A 21,008-nucleotide genomic window follows, 5' to 3' on the forward strand; every position below is an offset into this window, starting at 1 on the left:
TTAAAAAGGTTCTTATTTGTTCACAAATTTAAACTGATTTTCTAAAGACACTCCATAGTTACTTTCCAATTCACTTTTTATGCGTTTAAAGAACTTGGTGTCCGGGGGCATACTTAAGTTGCTCCAAAAATCAGGGTGATATGGTAGTTCTAAAGACCCCATATCTGTATCACCTCCGTAAGGAACAACCCTTATTTTCTTTTTGTCGGTTTCAATGTTATATACAAAAGCTTCGAGCCTGTAAGTCATTTTTTCGGCTTCCGTTCCCCAAAACTCTCTTGGTACCTGATTTTTACCAAAGCCCCATTCATTGGAATAGTAACTTAAATATAATCTGCCATCCTGATGTTTTTTATACAAAAACAGGGCTTTCTCTTTTTCAATTCTATAAATAGCATAATTGTCTACACCAATATAAAAAGTAACGGTTCGGTGTGATTTTGGGTTTTTCCCTCTAATAATGACAACATCTTCACCTTCATAGGAGGAGTCTCCAATCTTCTTCCAGATAAAACGTTTTAAGTTAGGTTGTTTTTCAGTAGGGCGTAAGGGATTTGCAGTAGCCATCCATGTTAAGGAATGCGTCCATTGCTTTCGTTTCCAGATTCTGTAATCGGCAGATTTTCTTGCTTCTGTCACCTGAACTAATCCTAAAGGATAAGCTGGTCCCCGGTCACGGATTTTAATATAGTTCTCAACAAAGAATTTAGACTTGCCATTTTCAGTAGCGGCACGTCTGTAGAGCATTTCTATTTGATATGGCTTACTAATAGTATTGTCTTTTAACAGATCCAAAGCATTTTCAACATATTCGCCTGGTTTTAGAATTTTAACTTCGTCTAATTCCGTAATGGTTTCTTTTAAAACGATTTCCTTTTTTCCCTGCTTTAAATAATCAGCTACTTTAATTTTAAAAGGATCATACCCCAAACTGGAAATAGATAAGGTATCCTGCAATTCATTTTTGGTGACTAAAAAAGAAAACTCACCATCTTCCGTACTGGCCGTACCCATATGTTTTTTTACAATACCAACAGCTACATAAGGCACAGGGTTATTGGTTTCATCCAGAATAATGCCATTAACTTCAATTTTGTCGGTTTGAGCCATGGCAATTATTGGAAACAATAGCAATGTTGTAAGAACCAATTGTTTTAAGCTAATACTCATAAGGGTTTATTTAAAATAAAAAAGCGAACCTTACAAATATATTTATAAGGCTCGCTTGTCTGAACAACGTTTGTTCAATTATCTATAACAAAAGTTCTTTTATAAGTTTGGAATTATTAATTCCTGGTCCGGGTAAATTAAATCCGGGTTCTTTAAAATGTCTGTGTTGGCTGCAAAAATCTCTTTGTATTTCATAGCATCTTTGTAGTAGTGTTTGGCTATTTTTCCTAAAGTTTCACCACTTTTTACCACGTGCCTGTGATAAACACTTTCATCGGCAACTTTAATATCTGCCATGATATCTGTAGGGTTTTCTCCGCCTATTTCTTTGATCTTATCCCAAATCAGGTTTTTTTCATATTGGGTGTTTGCAGTACCCCAAACTTTTAACTGACCGCTTTCAACCTGTACATCCCCGTTTTGTACGTTTAAAGCTTCCCCTAATGCTAATACTTCTTGATATTTTTCTTTTACTGCCATGTTTGTAAATATTATGTTATTTAATTATTGATACAATATAATGAATTCCGCTTACTGTAAACCAACTTTAATTTTAAGTTTCTATTAATAAAGACACAGAAAGTACAAAATAGTCACAACTAATATTATTTATTCATTTTTAGGTAATTAAGTCAATAATATGTATTTTTGCGCTCCTTTTAGCGAATTATGGAAAGGTAAAAGGGATGAAACAATAATAAAATTAACGCTTCTGTGTGTTATTTGCTTAATTCTTTCCGGGCATACAGAATACAAATTTTAATCAGCTATGGCTGAAAAAGCAAAAAAAGCTGAAGTTGAAGCTCCTGAGACTTCAACAGTAGAAGAAGCTCCGATAGTATCGGAAGCTCAAGCAAATCCGGAAAAATTCTTAAAAGAGTTCAATTGGCACAATTACCAGGAAGGTATTGATGAAGTTGATGACAAACAACTTAAAGAATTTGAAAAATTAGTAGCAGAAAACTTTGTAGACACTTTAAATGATGAGGTTGTTGAAGGTACGGTAGTTCATATCTCTGACAGAGATGCCATTATTGACATCAACGCTAAATCTGAAGGTGTTATTTCTTTAAACGAGTTCCGCTACAATCCAAACTTAAAAGTAGGAGACAAAGTAGAGGTATTAATTGATGTACGCGAAGATGCTACAGGTCAACTAGTCTTATCTCACAGAAAAGCAAGAGTTATCAAAGCCTGGGACAGAGTGAATGCTGCTCATGATTCCGGTGAGATTGTAAACGGTTTTGTGAAATGCAGAACTAAAGGTGGTATGATTGTGGATGTTTTTGGAATTGAAGCCTTCTTACCTGGGTCTCAAATTGATGTAAAACCAATTAGAGATTACGATCAGTATGTAAACAAGACTATGGAATTCAAGGTTGTAAAGATCAACCATGAGTTTAAAAACGTAGTGGTATCTCATAAAGCTTTAATTGAAGCTGATATTGAAGAACAAAAGAAAGAAATTATTGGTCAGTTAGAAAAAGGTCAGGTATTGGAAGGTGTTGTTAAAAACGTAACATCTTACGGTGTATTTATTGATCTTGGTGGTGTTGACGGATTAATTCACATTACAGACCTTTCCTGGTCCAGAATTAACCACCCTAACGAGATCGTTGAGTTAGACCAAAAATTAAATGTTGTAATCCTTGATTTTGATGAAGATAAGTCAAGAATCCAATTAGGATTAAAACAGTTAAGCAAACATCCATGGGAAGCGCTTGCTGAAGAGGTGAAAGTTGGTGATAAAGTAAAAGGTAAAGTTGTAGTCATTGCAGATTACGGTGCATTTATTGAAGTTGCCGAAGGTGTTGAAGGATTGATTCACGTATCTGAAATGTCATGGTCTACGCACTTACGTTCTGCCCAGGATTTCGTTTCTGTAGGAGACGAGGTTGACGCCGTTATCTTAACATTGGATAGAGAAGAGCGTAAAATGTCTTTAGGTATTAAGCAATTAACACCGGATCCATGGACCGATATTACCGGTAAATATCCTTTAGGATCTAAACACACCGGTATAGTACGTAACTTTACTAACTTTGGTGTTTTTGTTGAATTAGAAGAAGGTATTGACGGATTAATCTATATCTCTGATTTATCCTGGACTAAGAAGATCAAGCACCCAAGTGAGTTCTGTGCGGTAGGAGACAAGTTAGATGTTATTGTATTAGAACTGGATGTTGAAGGACGTAAATTAAGTTTAGGTCACAAGCAAACCACTGATAATCCTTGGGATAAATATGAAAAGGAGTTTGCTTTAGATACCACACACTCAGCTGCCATTGAAGAAATAGTTGACAAAGGCGCTACTGTTAAATTTAACGATGATATCGTAGCGTTTATTCCATCTCGTCACTTAGAGAAAGAAGATGGCAGTAAACTTAAAAAAGGAGAAGCTGCAGACTTTAAGATTATTGAGTTCAGTAAAGAGTTCAAACGAGTTGTAGCATCTCACACAGCTATTTTTAAAGCGGAAGAAGCTAAGAATGTAAAAGCTGCTGCTAAGAAAGCGGCCGCTGCAGCAGCAGAAGCAAAACCAACTTTAGGTGATGCTAATGATGCTTTACAGGCTCTTAAAGATAAATTGGACGGAAAGAAATAATTTTTTCTTTGTCCCACTGAGCGCAGCCGAAGTGTCTCAGTATAAAAACTAAAGCCTTCAGTACCTGAAGGCTTTTTTTATTCCATTTGGGGTTGCCCTATAGTTAGCCGCAATATTCCTATGAAATGACGCGGAAAATAATACGAACTTATTTATTAAGGATTATATTTATAAATAACCGATCTCACGGGATTATATAAAGTTTTATGTTTGATAAACCCTTCAATAGTATCTAAGTACTTGTCATGGCCTCTTAAGTTCATATAAATTATTGTAATCTCCCTTGGATTCTTTTTATAGTTTGTAAGGATAATGTTTATTACTGATTTAAAGATGTCTACACTAAAAGGATCAAAAAAGAAGAAATAGTTGTAGTCATCTAATTCGGTGAAATTTAATGCGTTTCCGTTAACTATTTTTACATTGGGTAGATTTAGCTTTTGCATATTAATTTTTGCTATATCTGCTAATTCCTTGGCAAGTTCTATGCCTCCAATTTTATTAAGCTTGTATTTTGAGAATTCATAAAGAGCTTTGCCTTTTCCGCAACCATAATCAAAAATGGCATCATTACAAGTGATTTTTGAAGCTTTGAGCAATCTTTTGATTTGCCATGATTTAGAAGGTATGTAATGAACATATTTGTGATGGTCATACCCTTCTATATTTTCAGGCTTTACATTTTTATAAAAATCGACCCCTCTTTTTTTGTCTTTAGAGATGGCATGGTCATCATAAAATTTATTTATTGTAAAAAATGATTTGCTCGCCAATGATTTTAGGTGATATTTTAAACCCATGTTTTCAATTGTCAATTAAGTTCTAGCAAGGTATTAATACAATCTGGTTTTAAATAATTTAATCTATGTCTTACCTATAATTACGGTATAATCCTACATATAATGATTTTTACTTCTAAAATTTTGCATTACCTTTGTACCCCAGATACGCTTGGATAGTATATGAGTCAAAAAGTTTTACTTAACACCAAAGAGGTAAACATCATTCTTCATCGATTGGCTTGTCAACTTATTGAAAAACACAATGATTTCTCTAATACCGTTCTGATCGGACTACAACCGAGAGGGGTTTTTTTAGCTAACAGGATCACCAGGATCTTACAGGAAGATTACAAAGTAAAAGATGTAAAATCAGGTCAGTTGGACATTACATTTTACAGAGATGATTTTAGAAGAGGTGATAAGCCACTTAAAGCCAATAGTACCGAAATTGACTTTTTAGTTGAAAACAAGAATATTGTATTTATAGATGATGTATTGTATACCGGCAGAAGTATCAGAGCGGCTTTAACAGCTATTCAATCGTTTGGAAGACCGGATGAAATAGAATTATTAACGCTGATAGACCGTAGATTTAGCAGGCATTTACCTATTCAGCCTGATTATAGAGGAAGGCAGGTAGATGCTATTAACAATGAAAAAGTCATAGTGCATTGGCAGGAAAATGAAGGTGAAGATGCCGTGTATTTAATTGAAAAATGATGAAGCTTGAAGACCGAAGTCAGAACCTGGAAGTCATAAGGTTTTGTCAGGTTGAGCGTAGTCGAAAACTTAAATAATAAAAGAGAATAATGAGCGAATTAAGTGTTGATCACTTATTAGGAATAAAGTATCTTAACCAAAAAGATATTCAACTTATTTTTGAAACGGCAGATCATTTTAAAGAAGTGATCAACAGATCCATCAAAAAAGTGCCTTCGCTTAGAGATATTACCATAGCCAATCTGTTCTTTGAAAACTCCACCCGAACCAAGTTGTCTTTTGAACTGGCCGAAAAGCGATTATCGGCAGATGTTATCAACTTTTCGTCCGGGCAATCCTCGGTTAAAAAAGGCGAGACGCTTATTGATACCGTTAATAACATCTTATCTATGAAAGTAGATATGGTGGTGATGAGACATCCCAATCCGGGAGCGGGAATCTTTTTGTCCAAGCATGTTGATGCCAGTATTGTAAATGCAGGGGACGGGGCTCATGAGCATCCAACACAAGCTTTATTGGACTCGTATTCCATACGGGAAAAGCACGGGGATGTAGGGGGTAAAAAAGTAGTGATTGTTGGTGATATTTTGCATAGTAGAGTAGCGCTTTCCAATATATTTGCGTTACAGCTACAAGGTGCAGAGGTTATGGTTTGCGGACCAAAAACATTGCTTCCCAAGTACATTGATAAACTTGGAGTAAAGGTTGAAACAAACTTACGTAAAGCCTTAAATTGGTGTGACGTAGCTAATATGTTGCGGGTGCAAAACGAACGCATGGATATTAGTTATTTCCCATCAACCAGGGAGTACACACAACAGTTTGGAGTTAACAAAGATTTACTGGATTCGTTAGATAAAGACATCACCATTATGCATCCGGGACCGATAAACAGGGGGGTTGAGATTACCAGTGATGTGGCTGACTCTAAGCAATCTATTATTTTAGATCAGGTTGAAAACGGCGTAGCTATAAGAATGGCAGTTATTTATTTATTAGCGTCCAAAATAAAGCAGTAGACTATGATTTTTGATCAAAACGGCAATATTACAATTGTTACTCAGGAAAAAGCCACTACTATAGAGTTGGTAAAGAAGTTGCAAGCGTTGTATCCCAAGTTTAAAAACAATAATATCATTGTTAGCTTAACTACGCTTGATCAGATTAGTTTGGAAGAAATAGTAGAGTTTTTACAGATATCCAATACCCATAGAGCGGCTAAACATTCGTTTGTAATTGTGACCAATAAAGTAGACTTTGATGACATGCCGGACGAAATTGTTGTTGTGCCGACACTTCAGGAAGCCTATGACATCATAGAAATGGAAGAAATGGAGCGCGATCTGGGATTTTAATGGTGCCGTACTGATATTATTTACATGAAATTAACCATTTTAGGCTGTTATAGTGCCACACCGCGAATTTTAACCAACCCCACATCTCAGGTTTTAGAGGTACAGGGCCATATGTTTTTAATTGACTGTGGTGAAGGGACCCAGGTGCAATTACGAAAACACAAAGTAAAGTTCAGCCGAATCAAGCATATTTTTATATCCCATTTACATGGCGATCACTTTTTTGGATTAGTAGGCCTAATTTCTACATTCAGGTTGCTTACCAGGGAAGCCGATCTGCATATTTACGGCCCTAAAGGTATTAAGGATGTGATCACACTGCAAATGAAACTTGCTGATTCCTGGACTAATTATAAGCTTATATTTCATGAATTAACTTCTGATGAATCCGAATTAATTTTTGAAGATGAAAAGGTTGAAGTTCACACCATCCCCTTAAATCACAGGGTTTACACCAACGGTTTTTTGTTTAAAGAAAAAGAGGGCAAGCGAAAACTAAATATCAGAGCTGCTGAAGCGGCTAATATTGATGTAGCTTACTACAGGAAATTAACGCAAGGCTTTGATGTGGTAAATGAAGATGGTGTAACCATTAAGAATGAAACTGTTACAAAACCGGGTGATAAGCCAAAAAGTTATGCCTTTTGCAGTGATACCATGTATAAGGAAGATATTGTACCTATCATAGAAAATGTAGATGTGCTGTATCACGAATCCACATTTTTAGAGACGCAGGCTCATTTGGCACCAAAAACGAAGCATTCAACTGCAAAAGAAGCTGCTGCTATTGCTAAAAAGGCTAATGCAGGCACTTTGTTACTTGGGCATTATTCTACGCGCTACAAGGATATAAATGACTTTAAATTGGAAGCTAAAGAGGTGTTTGAAGCTGTGGAATTATCTGAGGACGGTAAGATCTTCGAGTTTTAGTTATTCTTTTTATAACCCAACAGATAAATAATAGCACCGGGGCCGGATTTTACTTTTCCAACCTGCCATTCAAAAGTATCTTTATTTGATAATCCGTCAATAAGGTCATTCATTTCTTTTATGGAGTAGGTTCTTAAAACAGACACTATACCATCCCAACATACTAATAGCGGAACAATAGGAATTAAATACGTAAATATAATTCTACCTGTTTTGAATGGTTTTATAAAGGGGGTTGAAAACAACACGTTTATTGGAGAAAGCAACATAAAGATGAAACTCTTAAGGTTGCGCTCCTGGGCTTCAAAAACAGCAATGGCACTTTGACTATCCACCGCATTCTGTAGAATCTGTTGCGCTTCCTTTGGTCTAAAATGATGAAGCGATAAAAACTGGGTTCTTAAGCCTTTTAAGCTTTCCGGAACACGTAAAGCATCAATAGAAGTTGCTATGTATTCCATGTTATCAGCTTTAGTTTTAGTACTTCTAAAGGCTTCCACGTTCGGATAGTAATCAGTTAGAATAACTTTAAGTTCCGGATTTTTTTCCAGTAAATGTGCATTTAGTTTTAAAAGTCCGCCACCACCACCGGAAGCTAAATCAATAATAGTATTAGTATTGCTTTTTTCCAGTCCTTCTTCAATGACAGGTACAATGGGTTTATAGACATCAAACTTATTCGAAATAAACTGTAAAAAGTCAGTCATATAGTCTCTTAAAGATGAAGGAAACCATTTTAAGTCTTCAAACTCAAACAGGTGAATTCTGGGCATATTTACCGGCTTTCAGCGTAATTTTTGAAGTTTACCAACCATTTATCAACTTGTTTTTTGAACATACCCGGAAATACTTTAGCCATGAATTTTATCATAAACCCCGAAAACCTGGTATAATGAATATCACAAGTCAATTGAGTTTCGTTGTCCTTGATGGCTGCGAATTTAGAGTGCATGGTATTGCTCATATTTTTATGCTCGTATTGTGCATAAAAGGCATCCGGGAGTTTGTTTTCAATAATGGTTTCTATCAGATCAAATTTATCATAAATGAGTTTTGATGTGGCTCCTGCTTCGCCTTTGTTACCACTCAGGTGCTCCATGTTTTGAAAACCCTTTTGTGATTGTTTTAGAGCTTCAGGATCTTCAAAATGTTTTACGACTTCCAATTTGGGTTTATTGATATTGACAGTACAAGTAAATTTCATTTTATTGATTTTTAGCATGATACTAAAAATACTAAAAAATAGCATTAATAAAGTAAAATCATGTAAATTGCAGGGGTATGGAAAAGGATTTAAGTAGCTATAGAAAGTCTTATGAAAAGGGAGCTCTACTTTTAAGTGAAGTCCCTGAAAACCCTATGGAATTGTTTCAAAAGTGGTTCTTTGAGGTGGATAAGTTTTTTGCTGAAGACGAAACCAATGCCATGATTATTTCTACTATTGGAGTTGACGGATATCCCAAGAATAGGGTAGTGCTGCTTAAAAAATATACCTATGAAGGTTTTATTTTCTTTACAAATTACGCAAGTGAAAAGGGCAAAGCCATAGAACAAAACCCCAATGTTTGTTTGTCTTTTTTTTGGCATGGAGCCGAACGCCAGGTCATCATTAAAGGAAAAGCGGAAAAGGTTGCCGAAAATTTAAGTGATGGTTATTTTGAGTCCAGGCCTCGTGGCAGTCAGTTGGGGGCTTTAGCATCCAACCAAAGTGAAGTCGTTGAGGACCGTGATTTTTTAGAACAAAAGCTTTCTGATTTGGAAAAGGAGTTTGAAGGTAAAGACGTACCGAGACCCACTAATTGGGGTGGGTATATCGTAAAGCCTGTTGAGATAGAATTTTGGCAGGGGAGACCTAACAGATTGCACGACAGAATCAGGTATCAACTTCAACCGGATTACAACTGGTTAATTCATCGATTATCTCCTTAGAAAATCCGTTGAAATACATATTTTAATATTTTATTTTACATTTTATCGATTAAAAACGTATTTCATCGATTTTAAGCATGTCGTTTATCGATTTTAAACCTTGATAGGTGCATATGCTATCCCTGGTTAATAACTTTATAGGACCAAATCTAAATTTACCTACTTATGAAGTTATTAAACAAGCTGCCATTGTTGGCATTGTTAGCTGTTTTGAGTTTTTCCTGCTCAACAGACAGCATTGATGAAAAGGCGAACGCCATTGAATTAAGTCTTGTCACTCCCGAAACAAAAACCATTGAAATTGAAATCCTAGAGAACATCAATAATCATAGATTGTCTATGGGTTTAGACCCGCTGGAAGGTATGACTATTGTTAAATCTGTGGCTTACAGCCACACGGATTATATGGTTGATACCGGTGAAATTTCTCATGATAATTTCTTTACACGCAGCAATTATTTAAAGCAAAATGCCGGTGCCAAAAAAGTATCTGAAAATGTTGCTTACGGCTATAGTACAGCCAGAACGGTTGTAAACGCCTGGTTAAAGAGCGAAGCACATAAAGCCAATATAGAAGGTGATTTTACGAATTGTGATGTATCTGCCGAAAAAAATGAAAAGGGCAGATGGTATTTTACTAACATCTTTATTAAAAAGTAACGTTACTTGGTTGTAACGTAAACCTATAACCTTATTTGATTTACTGATTATTAGCAACTTTGCACGGTAGCGGTATTGTGCAATTAAAAAATTAAATAGGTTATTTTAATAACTTTATGTTATTGAATTTAGCTTTAGGTATAAAACCCTCCCAGTTCCGGGAGGGTTTTTAAGTTAAAATTCCAGTATATAGAATATTTGTGATCTAATGGTTAGCTTCCTTTCTCAGCCAACCTAAAATTCTATCATTTTTAATTTGCCATTTTCCCTTTTCTTTAACTAAATCATATTTTGCTCTGGAATTCCCAAAAGGTCCTGGGTTCTGTTGTATGATTTCAATTTCTTCTTCAGTAACTTGTGAAATTATTGAAACGTGCCCATATTTATTCATTACCGTTCCTGAGTAAACAACCAAATCATTTATTTTTGGTTTAGATTTGCTGGGATTAGTATACTGAATTAAACGCCTTTGTTTATTAATATTTCCGTCATTTACATTAGGATTGAAAAAGTCTTTTGCATGTCCATAGCTGTTAGGCATTTTATGATTCAGTTCTTGATAGTAATATCGTTTTACAAATTCAACACATTGGTATTTTAAGCCAAGGTTATATCCATCTTTAGTCAAATTTCGACCATCAACGTTCCCAATATTACCGTTGAAGTAGACAGGAACCCCATTTAAATTATCAACTTCTTGTCCAACTTTGAATTTCGGGTTCAGATTAAGTTGTTTATAGGCGTAAAGTCCAAGAACGATTAAAGTTAAGATTACAAATATGAACAAAATTATTTTTTTCAATTTACCACGAATGAGTTACCATTAGACATAACTTTATGTAACGAACGATATTACTTATGGATACTAAATATACCTACAATAAAAAAACCATCAAAAATATCTAATCTTTTGATGGTTTAAGTTATCGAGGGTAAAATCCGATTATGGGGATGGATTCCTGCTTTTACTTCGACAAGCTCAGCATGACACGCAGGAATGACAAAATTATTTCATTTTAATAACAATAAATTGGGTACGACGGTTTAACTGGTGTTGGTCTTCAGTACAATTAACAGTACCATCACAATCATTAGCTAATTTTTGCTCACCATAGCCTTTATATTCTGTTATTCTGGAAGGATCCACACCATTCTTGATCAGGTACTCATAAGTAGCATTGGCTCTTTCCTGGGAAAGAATATCATTGTATGCTTCTGAACCTCTGGAATCTGTATGCGATTCAATCTTAATAACCATACTTGGATATACATTCATCATTAAGTTAACTATTCTGTTTAACTCAACGGTGCCGTCTTCTCTAATATTATATTTATTAAAATCGAAGTAAATAGGGTATAATTCTTCAATTGGAATGTCTTCTATTGATACAGGCTCTAACCTAATATTCGTTGTTAACCTTGTAACACTGTTTTTAATGCCTTTTGAAGTCACATTTTGAGTGTGGTCTACATAGTTTTCCTTTCTGGTATCAACTATATAATCAGCATCTCGGTCTATGTTTATTTCATAATGCCCGTCTTCATCAGAAATTAAATCTGCAATTTTGTTACCGTTAGCATCTTTTAGCGTAACTAAGGCATTTGTTACGGGGGCATTAGTATTAGCGTCTGTGATTGTTCCTTCAATAATCAATTGAGGAATCCTGTCATAAGCATAAATATCATCACTTCCCACACCACCATTTCTGTTAGAAGCAAAGAAACCGGACAAACCATCTTCACTCATAAAGAATGAAAAGTCGTCTTTACTGGAGTTTACGGGAACACCAAGATTTAATACACTTATCACTTGGTTGTTCTTATCAGAAACGGTTCCAAAAATATCCAACAAGCCTAATCCGGGGTGGCCATCCGAAGCAAAGAACAAGGTACCTTCACTATTTACAAATGGGAAACGTTCGTTTTTATCAGTATTAATGATCTTACCTGCATTTTGAGGCGTTCCGTAAGAACCATTATCTTTAATGTCTACATAATAGATATCTGATCCGCCATAGCCACCAGGCCTATCTGAAGCAAAATATAATTTGGTTTCGTCATGACTTAAAGCCGGATGTCCATTAGAGTAACTATGGTCATTAAAACTAAGTTCTTCAATGTTGGTCCATTCCCCTTCAATTAAAGAGGCTTTATATATCTTTAAATTAGTGATGCCGTATTGGTCATTTCCCAAGGTGTTTTTATTATAATCATTTCTTGAAAAATACATGGTTTTGCCATCTTTAGTCATAGTAATAGGCCCTTCATGGAAAACAGAGTTTACATCACCTTTTATTCTGGACTTATGGTCTACGATGCTATCCGTACGGTTACCTGTAGCATATATGTCCAGAAAAGGTTCTCCGTTCCATCCGTAAATGTGTTTTGAAGATACCCCTTCATCTCTGGACGAAGCAAAATAGATAGTTCCGTCGTGTTCGTAAGCCCCAAAATCGGCATATTTCGAATTGAAGTTAACATCAGCTAAAAAGTACTGTTGCTTGGCATTGAAAATAGAGTTGATAAAATCTTCATCTTTAGAAAAGTTAAGGTCGTTTATTCTGCCTCCTTCTTTTCTATATCTACGAAGCCACTTACGGGACTCTTTATAGTCTTTAACCCCTCTTAAAGCTTGTGCATAGTTATAATAATATGCAATGGGAATATTCTCCTGTTCAACCACTTTCCTGTAGTACACTACGGCACTGTCCGGGTTGCGCATAAAGGCATAACTATCGGCTAATTGCCTTGTTGCATAATCAGCATTGTAGTTTTTATCAATAAGTTCATGATATACTTCAGCTGCATTTGCAAATGAGAATTTATTAAATAGATTATCCGCTTTTTTTTGAGAGCCATATTGGGCAAAAGCTGCCATACTTGCTAGCAGTATAAAACCGGATAATATGTAACTTTTTAATTTCATGGGGTCTTTAGTTTAAATTAAAAATCTACCAGTTATAGTTCATGTTTTTTACACACATTAAGCGTGTGATTACTCCATTTTTACAACAATAAATTGTGTACGTCGGTTTAATTGGTGTTCTTCTTCTTCACAATTTTGACCATCTTCACAACCGTTTGTTAACCTGCGTTCACCAAAGCCTTCATAGGCCGTAATTCTTGCAGGATCAATACCTTTAGAGATTAAATATTCGTATGTTGAATTTGCTCTGTCAATAGATAATTTATCGTTATAGGTGAGGGCACCTCTGGAATCTGTATGGGATTCGATTCGAATTACCATTTCCGGATAATCATTCTGCATTAAATCCACGATCTTGTCAAGTTCCTCGGCCGCATCTTTTCTTATGTTATGACTATCGAAATCAAAATAAATAGTATTTAATTCAGCAAGCTTTACAACATTTGGAACCGGGTTTAATAACAAGTTAGCGTTAATTGTAATCAGTTCCGTTTGAATATTTTTTGATGTAAAGTTTCTGTAATCCTCAATATATTTTTCCTGGCTGGCGACTATTTTATAATCCTGATTTCTATCAATATTTATTTGATAGAAACCGTTTTCATCAGTTTCCATATAGGCTATCTGATTCCCTTTATCATCGAATAATGTGATTTTAGCTCCAACTATTGGCTGGGTGTTAATGGCATCTGTAACTACACCCTCAACATGTAATGTTGGTTCTCTGTGATAGGCGTAAATATCATCATCACCTCGACCACCGGTTCTGTTTGAAGCAAAATAACCGGTAATGCCATTGGGGTTCATGGTAAAAGAGAAATCATCCTTATTTGAATTTATCGGCACTCCTAAATTCACCACGTCAACAAAATCACCTGCTTCATCCTTAATAGTGGCAAATACATCTAAAAGCCCTAAACCGGTGTGTCCGTCAGATGAAAAGAATAACACATCTTCCTGGTTTATAAAAGGAAATCCTTCGGCACTTTCCGTATTGATAACACCGCCTAAGTTTTTCGGTTCACCCAAGGAGCCGTCAGGATTAATATCAACTACATAAATATCAGATCCGCCAAAACCACCTGGCCTGTCTGATGCGAAATATAATTTGGTGTCGTCTTTATTTAAAGCTGCATGCTGTGTTGAAAATTCATCACCATTTATTGAAAGGTCTTCAATATCTGTCCATATACTATCACGATAGGTAGCACGGTATATTTTCATATTGGTTAACCCTTTCCTATCCTTTTTCTCAATCTGATTATTAAAGTTATTACTTGAATAATACATGTACCTGCCATTTTTGGTAATGGTAACAGGACCGTCATGATAAATGGAATTGATATCACCTTTTACTTTTCCGGTATGATCTACATTCCTTCTGGTTCCAACTTCAGTTACATAAACATCCAGAAACGGTTGTTCGTTCCAACCGTAAACGCGCTTAATTGAAACACCTTTGTCTCTGGTAGAAGCAAAATATATTTTTCCATTGTGTTCAAAAGCACCAAAATCACTGAATCTTGAGTTAAACCTTACTCTATCTAAAAAGTACTGCTTTTTGGCATTAAAAACACTGGTAATAAAATTCACGTCTTTAGAGAAATCGTTGGCATTTACAACGCCTCCGGAATCTTTAAACCGTTGCAGCCAAAGATTGGATTCTTTATACTTTTTTATGCCTCGTAACGATTGGGCATAACTGTAATAATATTGTATAGGTACATTTTCCTGTTTAACAACCGATTTATAGTAACGTGCCGCATTTTTAGGATCTCTTAAATAGGCATAACAATCTGCCAAACGTCTTGTGGCGTAATCTTTATTGTAGTTCTTCTGAATAAGTTCTCTGTATACTTTAGCAGCTTTTACAAATGAAAATTTGTTAAATAAAGTATCTGCTCTTTTTTGCCGTCCTTGTTGTGGGAAAGCAGAAAAGCTTAAGGCTAAAGTGATACAAATTAATATGTAATGTTTTAATCTCATATTATGACCTATATTAGAAATATCTCGGTGATTTTAGTTTAGAACTCAGGAATTTAAATTCATAAATTAATAATATCTCATGGGTTCCTGAAGTATAACTGGTTATATCAGAATTAGGTTTTTCATAAGCGTATCCCAAACGTAATTGTCTGGATACCTGAAAATCCACAATACCACCAAAGGCAGAGGTTTGTTCACTTATTCTGTAGGACGCTCCTAACCAGAATTTCTCATTAAACAAGAAATTGGCTGTAAGGTCATACGAAATGGGAGCTCCATTGGTCGCTTTTATTAAACCGGCAGGTTTAAATTTAATGCTTTTACTTAAATCTATGACACCACCTACTGTGAAATAATAACTAATTCTGTCTAGAGCTTCAATGTCATCATTTCTATTACTGTCAGTATTTAATATTCTTGGAGCAGATAATCCTGCATAAATCCTGTTGGTGCTCCAGTAAACACCGGCGCCAAAATTAGGGGCCCAACGGTTTTCGTAGCCTCTAAAAAACGGGTCATTTCTAACATCGTCGGCGTTCAAAAAATCCTGGTCAAAGCTATACTGTGTAAATCCGGCTTTTAAACCAAATGATAATTTTCCATCAACTCCGGTTGGGATGGCATATGCAAAATCTCCATATAAGTATGAAAAATTCTGCGGACCTAAATCATCTTCAATAAAAGACAATCCTAAACCAACTCTGTCATTCCTTAACGGGGTATGAATAGAAAGTGTCTGGGTTATGGGGCCACCTTTAAAACCAACCCACTGGCTACGGTGTAATCCAACAATACTCAAAGCCTCTCTACTTCCTGCATACGCAGGATTTACCGAGATTGTATTGTACATGTACTGCGTGAATTGGGGCATTTGCTGTGCAATTCCCGAAGCACAACTAAACAATGCAATAGCTATTATAAGATGTTTAATACGTGTCATAGGTTAAGTTTTTATTTGGTTCCGATATAAACTGGTCCAGTAAATGGAGGCAATCCACTATCTTTTATAGTAATTATATAATAATATGTTCCGTTAGGTACTTTACCTGCGTTACCAATAGACGATTTAGAACTAGCACCGTTCCAGTTGTTCTGGTAGTCATCAGATTCAAAAACCAGGGCGCCCCATCTGTTAAATATCTTAACAGCATATTCGAATCCGCATAATTCAATACCATTAATTTCAAATGTCTCATTATAAGCATCTCCATTTGGGGTAATGGCTTTTGATATAACAACATCCTTTTCACCACATGGTAAGACCACACAGTCTGCATGAACGTTCATGGTTATTTCGGTAATACTGATACACCCTTCATTGGTGGTCGTATATCTGAATCTATAATCAATGCCACCATCTTCCGGTAAGAAGTCTAAGCTCAACTCTAAAGTTGTAGGATCAAAGATATTACCGTTTAGGGTTGCGGCAGTATCGCCTTCCAGCATCTCCCAGGTACCATCAGTATTTAATTCGTCTGGTAACAAATCATTCATATTAACCACACCTTCATCAAAACACCAGTCAGGAGCAACAATATCAGTTATTATTTCGTCAAGTGCCACATTAAGTGTTTGTGTGAAAACAGATTCGTTATTACATTCGTCTCTTACCGTCCATGTTCTTACAATTTCATAATCTAAGAACACATTTTCTTCATAAGTGCTTGTTTCATTAAATACTACGGTTAGATCTGAAGAACAATTATCAGTAAATTCTAATTCAGGGGCGTCAGGGATATCCGTACAACTCACATCTATTGTTTCTTCAAAAGTAGTAGTAGTAGTAGGTCCTTTTGTATCCTGAACAGTAATTATTTGTGTATGCATTGTGGTTAATCCACATTCATCGGTTGCTATCCAGGTTCTAGCAATTTGATAATTTGAAGGGCAATCTCCATCTATTCTAACATCTTGAGTGGTTACCACTGCATCCCCACAATTATCCATTGCTTCTAACGTTTCAGTATCCGGTATTTCATCACATTGTACTGTGGTGTTTTCCGGTAATTCTGATATAAATTCCGGAGCTTTAGTATCCTGAACAATAATAGTTTGTGTGTGTGAGGTCTTTAAACCGCATTGATCCTCCGCAGTCCATGTACGTAAAATTCTATAATCATTAACACAGGTTCCGTCTACTATTTCATCTTCGACACTTACAACAGCACTACCACATGCGTCTGTAGCTTCAAGTGTTTCTGCGTCTGGCACAGAGTCACATTCCACAACTAATGTTGAAGGAGGTAACGTTCCGACAAAATCCGGAGGTGTAATGTCTTGAACCGTTATTTTTTGAACATGAGTATTAGTTAAACCACAATCATCTATTGCAGTCCATGTACGTGTAATGATATAGTTATTAGGACAGTTTCCATCCTCTCTATTTTCTTCATAGGTAACTGTTGCGTTACCACAATTATCAGTAGCAGTCAATGTTACAGCATCGGGAACAGAACTACATTCAACTTCCATGTCTTGCGGCAGGTTTGTTTGATCAAATTGAGGTGCTTGTTGATCTGATGCGGAAATTATTTGAACACCGCTTGTAGTATTACCACAGGCATCTTCTGCAGTCCAGGTACGTCTAATTTCAAAAGTTCCTTCACATGCACCATCTACTCGTTCATCTTCAAATGTGATCCCCGGGTTTGTATCACAATTATCGGTGGCCGTTGCCGTTCCAAACGCTGTCGGACTAAAATCACCTACACTACATTCAGGAAATACATTAGCTGGTAATGTCAAGTCTGGAGGAGTAGTGTCAATTATATTATAAGTAAAAGTATACTCAGAGACGTTGCCTGCACAATCTGTGTAGGTAAATACATATGCACGAGTAATTTCACAGCTTGCAGGATTTGGCGTATCTGTAACAACCGGATCAGAAGCTGTTAAGTTATTACCACAAGCATCGGTAACTACCGGTGCTGTAGGTTGGACCGCATCGTTAAGACATTCTACCGTTTCTGAGCCATCATCTGGTACTACCGGAGCTGTAGTCAGGTCAATGGTATAAGTATATGTGTATACCGCAGCATTACCGGCACAGTCAGTATAAGTGAATGTGTATATTTTATCACCTTCACAATCAGGGTCTGTATTTTCAGTAATTACTGGTATGATCTCATTATCACAAGCATCGGTAACTACCGGTGCTGTAGGTTGGACCGCATCGTTAAGACATTCTACCGTTTCTGAGCCATCATTTGGTACTACCGGAGCTGTAGTCAGGTCAATGGTATAAGTATATACCCAAGTATCAGAGTTACCAGCACAGTCAGTATAAGTGAATGTATATATTTTATCACCCTCACAATCAGGGTCTGTATTTTCAGTCATTACCGGAGTAATAGGATCCCCATTAGCATCATTTACAACAGGCGGTGTAGGAGCCACAGCATTGTCAATGCATTCTACTGTAGAACCGTCATCATCAGGTGTTGTAAAAGGAGCTAATTCAATAGTATAAGTATAGGTCCAATCAGCAGAGTTACCAGCACAATCAGTATAAGTGAATGTATATACAATAGAACCTTGACAATCAGGAGTGTCAGAAACTGTAGGACCTGTAGGTATAATTTCATTGTTACAGTTATCATTTACAGTTGGCGGTGTAGGCTCAACAGCATCAGCTAGATTATCAACAGTTTGAATACCATTAGCAGGTAATATAAACGGTGTTAAATCGATCGTATAGGTATATGTGTATACCGCAGCATTACCGGCACAGTCAGTATAAGTGAATGTGTATATTTTATCACCTTCACAATCAGGGTCTGTATTTTCAGTAATTACCGGTATGATCTCATTATCACAAGCATCGGTAACTACCGGTGCTGTAGGTTGGACCGCATCGTCAAGACATTCTACCGTTTCTGAGCCATCATCCGGTACTATTGGAGCCGCGATATGAATTATAGTAATAATCTGTGTTGCATTAGTTGAGTTACCACAATCATCAGTAGCCGTAAAAGTTCTTTCAACCTCTAAAGGACAATCTGTGTTAGGTGTAATCACATCTATATATGTAATACTAACAATGGTCCCGTTATCAGAAGCTGTATAACCGGTAGTAACATAGGTATCTTTAATGTCTGCTGATTCGGTAGCACTATACGGGTATCTTGCTGCTAATGCAGTGATGTCATTTTCGTCACAGCCATCTATGTTTATTGGGCTGGGAGCTGTAATAACTGGCGCTTCGTTCACGTAATCTTCATAATCTATGTCAATAACATGCGGAACCGGTATGGGGTCTCCGGTACATAAACCGGTAGTCTCATAGCCTTGAATTAAGGCTGTTGTAAATGATACCCCGGAAACAGCACCAACACCGCTTAGAGTACCATCTAGTGTCACAGTTGGATCAAAATTAACATCTCCTAAAATAGAACAATCTGTGGTTACGGTTAAGGTAAAGCTTATATCGGCTAAAACCGTATCAGGATCGGTGGGTACCGGTAATGTGCCCATGTCCCAAACAATAGCACCGTTTACTCCAATTGACGAATTGTAGACCGGAGTATTCCCGGTTGAAAACGGAGGATATGTATTTGTAACGATACTTAACCCGCTTGGATTAACTGACAGAGGCAATGGGATGGTTAAAACCGTATTATCAAGGGCCTCTGTACCTGTATTTTTTATTTCAATAATGTAATTAGCACTTTCATCAGGTTCTAACATGTCATTAGTGGGCCCCGGAGGGTTTCCATTAATGGTAGTATTGGTTAAAACGCCTTCGGGTTCCGGAACATAGGCATCAACAGCAAACGTTAAATTAAAGATGGCATAAGTATCTTCATTAGATCCGTAATTGAATGATGTGCTGGTTTGTCCGTTTGCAATAATACTATTACCTGGGTTAGGAACGTCAAGCGTAAAAATATCTACCCCAGTATTGTTAACTAAATTGGGGTTTCTTGCATTACCACCAGTTAATATAGATGATGTGAAAAAGTTATCTGTAAAGCCACTGTTATTAGCTAATCTTTGATAGGTACCTGTGTTTTGGGTTTCAATTTCAAAATAATCACTGGTCCATCCTAATTCACCCTCACTCGCCATAAAGCCAAGTTTTAGATTAACATCTCCGGACGGCGCCGCTTGAAAGCCATTGATATCAATGGTATATTCTTCAGGGGTTTGTCCTCTAACATAGGCATGTCCGTCAAACACAGTAATATCCCTCCATTTCATATTAGGGTTTTCGTAAATAACTACCATACCCCAACCACCGGAATACCCTATGATATCAATGGTCCCTTCAGTCAGTGCAATATCTGCTACAAAATATTCTCCCAGACCATTGTTTTTAACATAATCAGTCACCTCTGCATATGCTGAAAAAATATTACTATCTATGTTAGTAGGAAAATAAATATCTGTAGAGTTAGCTGTAATTTCAGTATAACTAGCACTTGAAGGCCCTTTTAAATAGACCTTTTGCTTATCGTAATTTTTTGTTACGCCATTTTTTGTTACCTGAAATGTATTAGGGTTATTATCGCCATCTGCATTAGCATCTGATCCTGAATCTGCTCTACCAACCCAATATAATCCGGCATAAATAATATTTGAACAATCAGGAATAGCCCCATTTTCAGTTGATAACTGTAAAGTAGCCGATGAGGAGTTTAATGTATTGGAGTCCCCGTCAATATCAACATATTCCATGTCTCCGTCATTAGTTTGATCAGGATCTGTGGGATCATAATTTACCAGGGTCATATTGGTATTACCCAACATGGCAAAATCTCCTTTAATATTATATATTGTTTGTGTAGGAGTTGCTTGAGAGGCTCTCGGTGTAAACGGAACTCTTACCTGACTGTAGGTATTACTAATGCTTCCTAAAATAAAAACGGCAATACAAAGCAGTTTAATTAGATTATTGTGCATTAGAAAGTGACTATATGTGTAAAGTTTTTTCATGGTAGGCTTAT

General features: G+C 36.3%; 17 protein-coding genes. 7 read left to right on the plus strand and 10 right to left on the minus strand.

Features of this window, described 5'->3' with window-relative positions; translation table 11 throughout:
- Positions 1-12: 12 nt before the first annotated feature.
- Both Q0983_RS13590 and Q0983_RS13595 read right to left on the minus strand, forming a co-directional pair.
- The gene (locus tag Q0983_RS13590; RefSeq protein ID WP_299554249.1) at positions 13-1,170 is read right to left on the minus strand and encodes a carboxypeptidase-like regulatory domain-containing protein; all 1,158 of its coding nucleotides are present in this window, start codon (positions 1,168-1,170) and stop codon (positions 13-15) included.
- A 99-nt stretch (positions 1,171-1,269) separates the two neighbouring features.
- Positions 1,270-1,650: a LysM peptidoglycan-binding domain-containing protein gene (locus Q0983_RS13595; protein WP_299554252.1), complete on the minus strand. Its 381-nt coding sequence runs from the start codon at positions 1,648-1,650 to the stop codon at positions 1,270-1,272.
- Between the two features lie 289 nt (positions 1,651-1,939).
- Here Q0983_RS13595 and rpsA point away from each other — a divergent pair, with 289 nt between their 5' ends.
- The gene (gene rpsA / locus Q0983_RS13600; RefSeq protein ID WP_299554255.1) at positions 1,940-3,775 is read left to right on the plus strand and encodes a 30S ribosomal protein S1; all 1,836 of its coding nucleotides are present in this window, start codon (positions 1,940-1,942) and stop codon (positions 3,773-3,775) included.
- 155 nt (positions 3,776-3,930) lie between these two features.
- Here the strand turns inward: rpsA and Q0983_RS13605 are convergent, their stop codons facing one another.
- Positions 3,931-4,575, minus strand: a complete 645-nt coding sequence (locus Q0983_RS13605; RefSeq protein ID WP_299554257.1) for a methyltransferase domain-containing protein — start codon at positions 4,573-4,575, stop codon at positions 3,931-3,933.
- Positions 4,576-4,737: 162 nt separating this feature from the next.
- On the opposite strand from Q0983_RS13605, the gene pyrR reads away from it, so the two are divergent.
- The 4 genes from pyrR to Q0983_RS13625 all read left to right on the plus strand — a co-directional run bounded on the left by pyrR (position 4,738) and on the right by Q0983_RS13625 (position 7,562).
- Positions 4,738-5,277 (plus strand): bifunctional pyr operon transcriptional regulator/uracil phosphoribosyltransferase PyrR, encoded by a 540-nt coding sequence (pyrR, locus tag Q0983_RS13610; RefSeq protein WP_299554260.1) that lies wholly within the window; start codon positions 4,738-4,740, stop codon positions 5,275-5,277.
- Positions 5,278-5,366: 89 nt separating this feature from the next.
- Positions 5,367-6,296: an aspartate carbamoyltransferase catalytic subunit gene (locus Q0983_RS13615; protein WP_299554263.1), complete on the plus strand. Its 930-nt coding sequence runs from the start codon at positions 5,367-5,369 to the stop codon at positions 6,294-6,296.
- A gap of 3 nt (positions 6,297-6,299) precedes the next feature.
- Positions 6,300-6,632, plus strand: coding sequence for a ribonuclease Z (locus tag Q0983_RS13620; RefSeq protein ID WP_299554266.1), 333 nt, complete (start codon positions 6,300-6,302; stop codon positions 6,630-6,632).
- A gap of 24 nt (positions 6,633-6,656) precedes the next feature.
- Positions 6,657-7,562 (plus strand): ribonuclease Z, encoded by a 906-nt coding sequence (locus Q0983_RS13625; protein ID WP_299554269.1) that lies wholly within the window; start codon positions 6,657-6,659, stop codon positions 7,560-7,562.
- Here the strand turns inward: Q0983_RS13625 and Q0983_RS13630 are convergent.
- Positions 7,559-8,335 (minus strand): hypothetical protein, encoded by a 777-nt coding sequence (locus Q0983_RS13630; protein WP_299554272.1) that lies wholly within the window; start codon positions 8,333-8,335, stop codon positions 7,559-7,561. The two genes, Q0983_RS13625 and Q0983_RS13630, sit on opposite strands and share 4 nt — an antisense overlap.
- Positions 8,336-8,337: 2 nt before the next feature.
- Positions 8,338-8,766 (minus strand): hypothetical protein, encoded by a 429-nt coding sequence (locus Q0983_RS13635; protein ID WP_299554275.1) that lies wholly within the window; start codon positions 8,764-8,766, stop codon positions 8,338-8,340.
- Positions 8,767-8,843: 77 nt separating this feature from the next.
- Here Q0983_RS13635 and pdxH point away from each other — a divergent pair, with 77 nt between their 5' ends.
- Together pdxH and Q0983_RS13645 are read left to right on the plus strand one after the other, a co-directional pair.
- Positions 8,844-9,491: a pyridoxamine 5'-phosphate oxidase gene (pdxH, locus tag Q0983_RS13640; RefSeq protein WP_299554278.1), complete on the plus strand. Its 648-nt coding sequence runs from the start codon at positions 8,844-8,846 to the stop codon at positions 9,489-9,491.
- Between the two features lie 165 nt (positions 9,492-9,656).
- Positions 9,657-10,151: a CAP domain-containing protein gene (locus Q0983_RS13645; RefSeq protein ID WP_299554281.1), complete on the plus strand. Its 495-nt coding sequence runs from the start codon at positions 9,657-9,659 to the stop codon at positions 10,149-10,151.
- A 205-nt stretch (positions 10,152-10,356) separates the two neighbouring features.
- On the opposite strand, the gene Q0983_RS13650 is transcribed toward Q0983_RS13645, so the two are convergent.
- The 5 genes from Q0983_RS13650 to Q0983_RS13670 all read right to left on the minus strand — a co-directional run bounded on the left by Q0983_RS13650 (position 10,357) and on the right by Q0983_RS13670 (position 20,997).
- Positions 10,357-10,953, minus strand: a complete 597-nt coding sequence (locus Q0983_RS13650; RefSeq protein WP_299554284.1) for a CHAP domain-containing protein — start codon at positions 10,951-10,953, stop codon at positions 10,357-10,359.
- Positions 10,954-11,157: 204 nt separating this feature from the next.
- Complete coding sequence (locus Q0983_RS13655; RefSeq protein WP_299554287.1) at positions 11,158-13,077, minus strand: OmpA family protein; 1,920 nt, start codon at positions 13,075-13,077, stop codon at positions 11,158-11,160.
- A gap of 69 nt (positions 13,078-13,146) precedes the next feature.
- A complete protein-coding gene (locus Q0983_RS13660) occupies positions 13,147-15,063 on the minus strand; it encodes an OmpA family protein (RefSeq protein ID WP_299554289.1) in 1,917 nt (638 codons plus the stop codon).
- Positions 15,064-15,076: 13 nt separating this feature from the next.
- Positions 15,077-16,003 (minus strand): type IX secretion system membrane protein PorP/SprF, encoded by a 927-nt coding sequence (locus Q0983_RS13665; protein ID WP_299554292.1) that lies wholly within the window; start codon positions 16,001-16,003, stop codon positions 15,077-15,079.
- An 11-nt stretch (positions 16,004-16,014) separates the two neighbouring features.
- Positions 16,015-20,997: a gliding motility-associated C-terminal domain-containing protein gene (locus tag Q0983_RS13670; protein WP_299554295.1), complete on the minus strand. Its 4,983-nt coding sequence runs from the start codon at positions 20,995-20,997 to the stop codon at positions 16,015-16,017.
- Between the last annotated feature and the right edge of the window lie 11 nt (positions 20,998-21,008).

Origin of the sequence: Seonamhaeicola sp., assembly GCF_028281565.1 — a bacterium.
Lineage (GTDB): Bacteria > Bacteroidota > Bacteroidia > Flavobacteriales > Flavobacteriaceae > Seonamhaeicola.

Coding starts and splice junctions, on each gene's coding strand:
- Q0983_RS13670 (WP_299554295.1), bottom strand. CDS start 20,997: ATGAAAAAACTTTACACATATAGTCACTTTCTAATGCACAATAATCTA.
- Q0983_RS13635 (WP_299554275.1), bottom strand. CDS start 8,766: ATGAAATTTACTTGTACTGTCAATATCAATAAACCCAAATTGGAAGTC.
- rpsA (WP_299554255.1), top strand. CDS start 1,940: ATGGCTGAAAAAGCAAAAAAAGCTGAAGTTGAAGCTCCTGAGACTTCA.
- Q0983_RS13605 (WP_299554257.1), bottom strand. CDS start 4,575: ATGGGTTTAAAATATCACCTAAAATCATTGGCGAGCAAATCATTTTTT.
- Q0983_RS13630 (WP_299554272.1), bottom strand. CDS start 8,335: ATGCCCAGAATTCACCTGTTTGAGTTTGAAGACTTAAAATGGTTTCCT.
- pyrR (WP_299554260.1), top strand. CDS start 4,738: ATGAGTCAAAAAGTTTTACTTAACACCAAAGAGGTAAACATCATTCTT.
- Q0983_RS13625 (WP_299554269.1), top strand. CDS start 6,657: ATGAAATTAACCATTTTAGGCTGTTATAGTGCCACACCGCGAATTTTA.
- Q0983_RS13595 (WP_299554252.1), bottom strand. CDS start 1,650: ATGGCAGTAAAAGAAAAATATCAAGAAGTATTAGCATTAGGGGAAGCT.
- pdxH (WP_299554278.1), top strand. CDS start 8,844: ATGGAAAAGGATTTAAGTAGCTATAGAAAGTCTTATGAAAAGGGAGCT.
- Q0983_RS13665 (WP_299554292.1), bottom strand. CDS start 16,003: ATGACACGTATTAAACATCTTATAATAGCTATTGCATTGTTTAGTTGT.
- Q0983_RS13620 (WP_299554266.1), top strand. CDS start 6,300: ATGATTTTTGATCAAAACGGCAATATTACAATTGTTACTCAGGAAAAA.
- Q0983_RS13645 (WP_299554281.1), top strand. CDS start 9,657: ATGAAGTTATTAAACAAGCTGCCATTGTTGGCATTGTTAGCTGTTTTG.
- Q0983_RS13660 (WP_299554289.1), bottom strand. CDS start 15,063: ATGAGATTAAAACATTACATATTAATTTGTATCACTTTAGCCTTAAGC.
- Q0983_RS13615 (WP_299554263.1), top strand. CDS start 5,367: ATGAGCGAATTAAGTGTTGATCACTTATTAGGAATAAAGTATCTTAAC.
- Q0983_RS13655 (WP_299554287.1), bottom strand. CDS start 13,077: ATGAAATTAAAAAGTTACATATTATCCGGTTTTATACTGCTAGCAAGT.
- Q0983_RS13590 (WP_299554249.1), bottom strand. CDS start 1,170: ATGAGTATTAGCTTAAAACAATTGGTTCTTACAACATTGCTATTGTTT.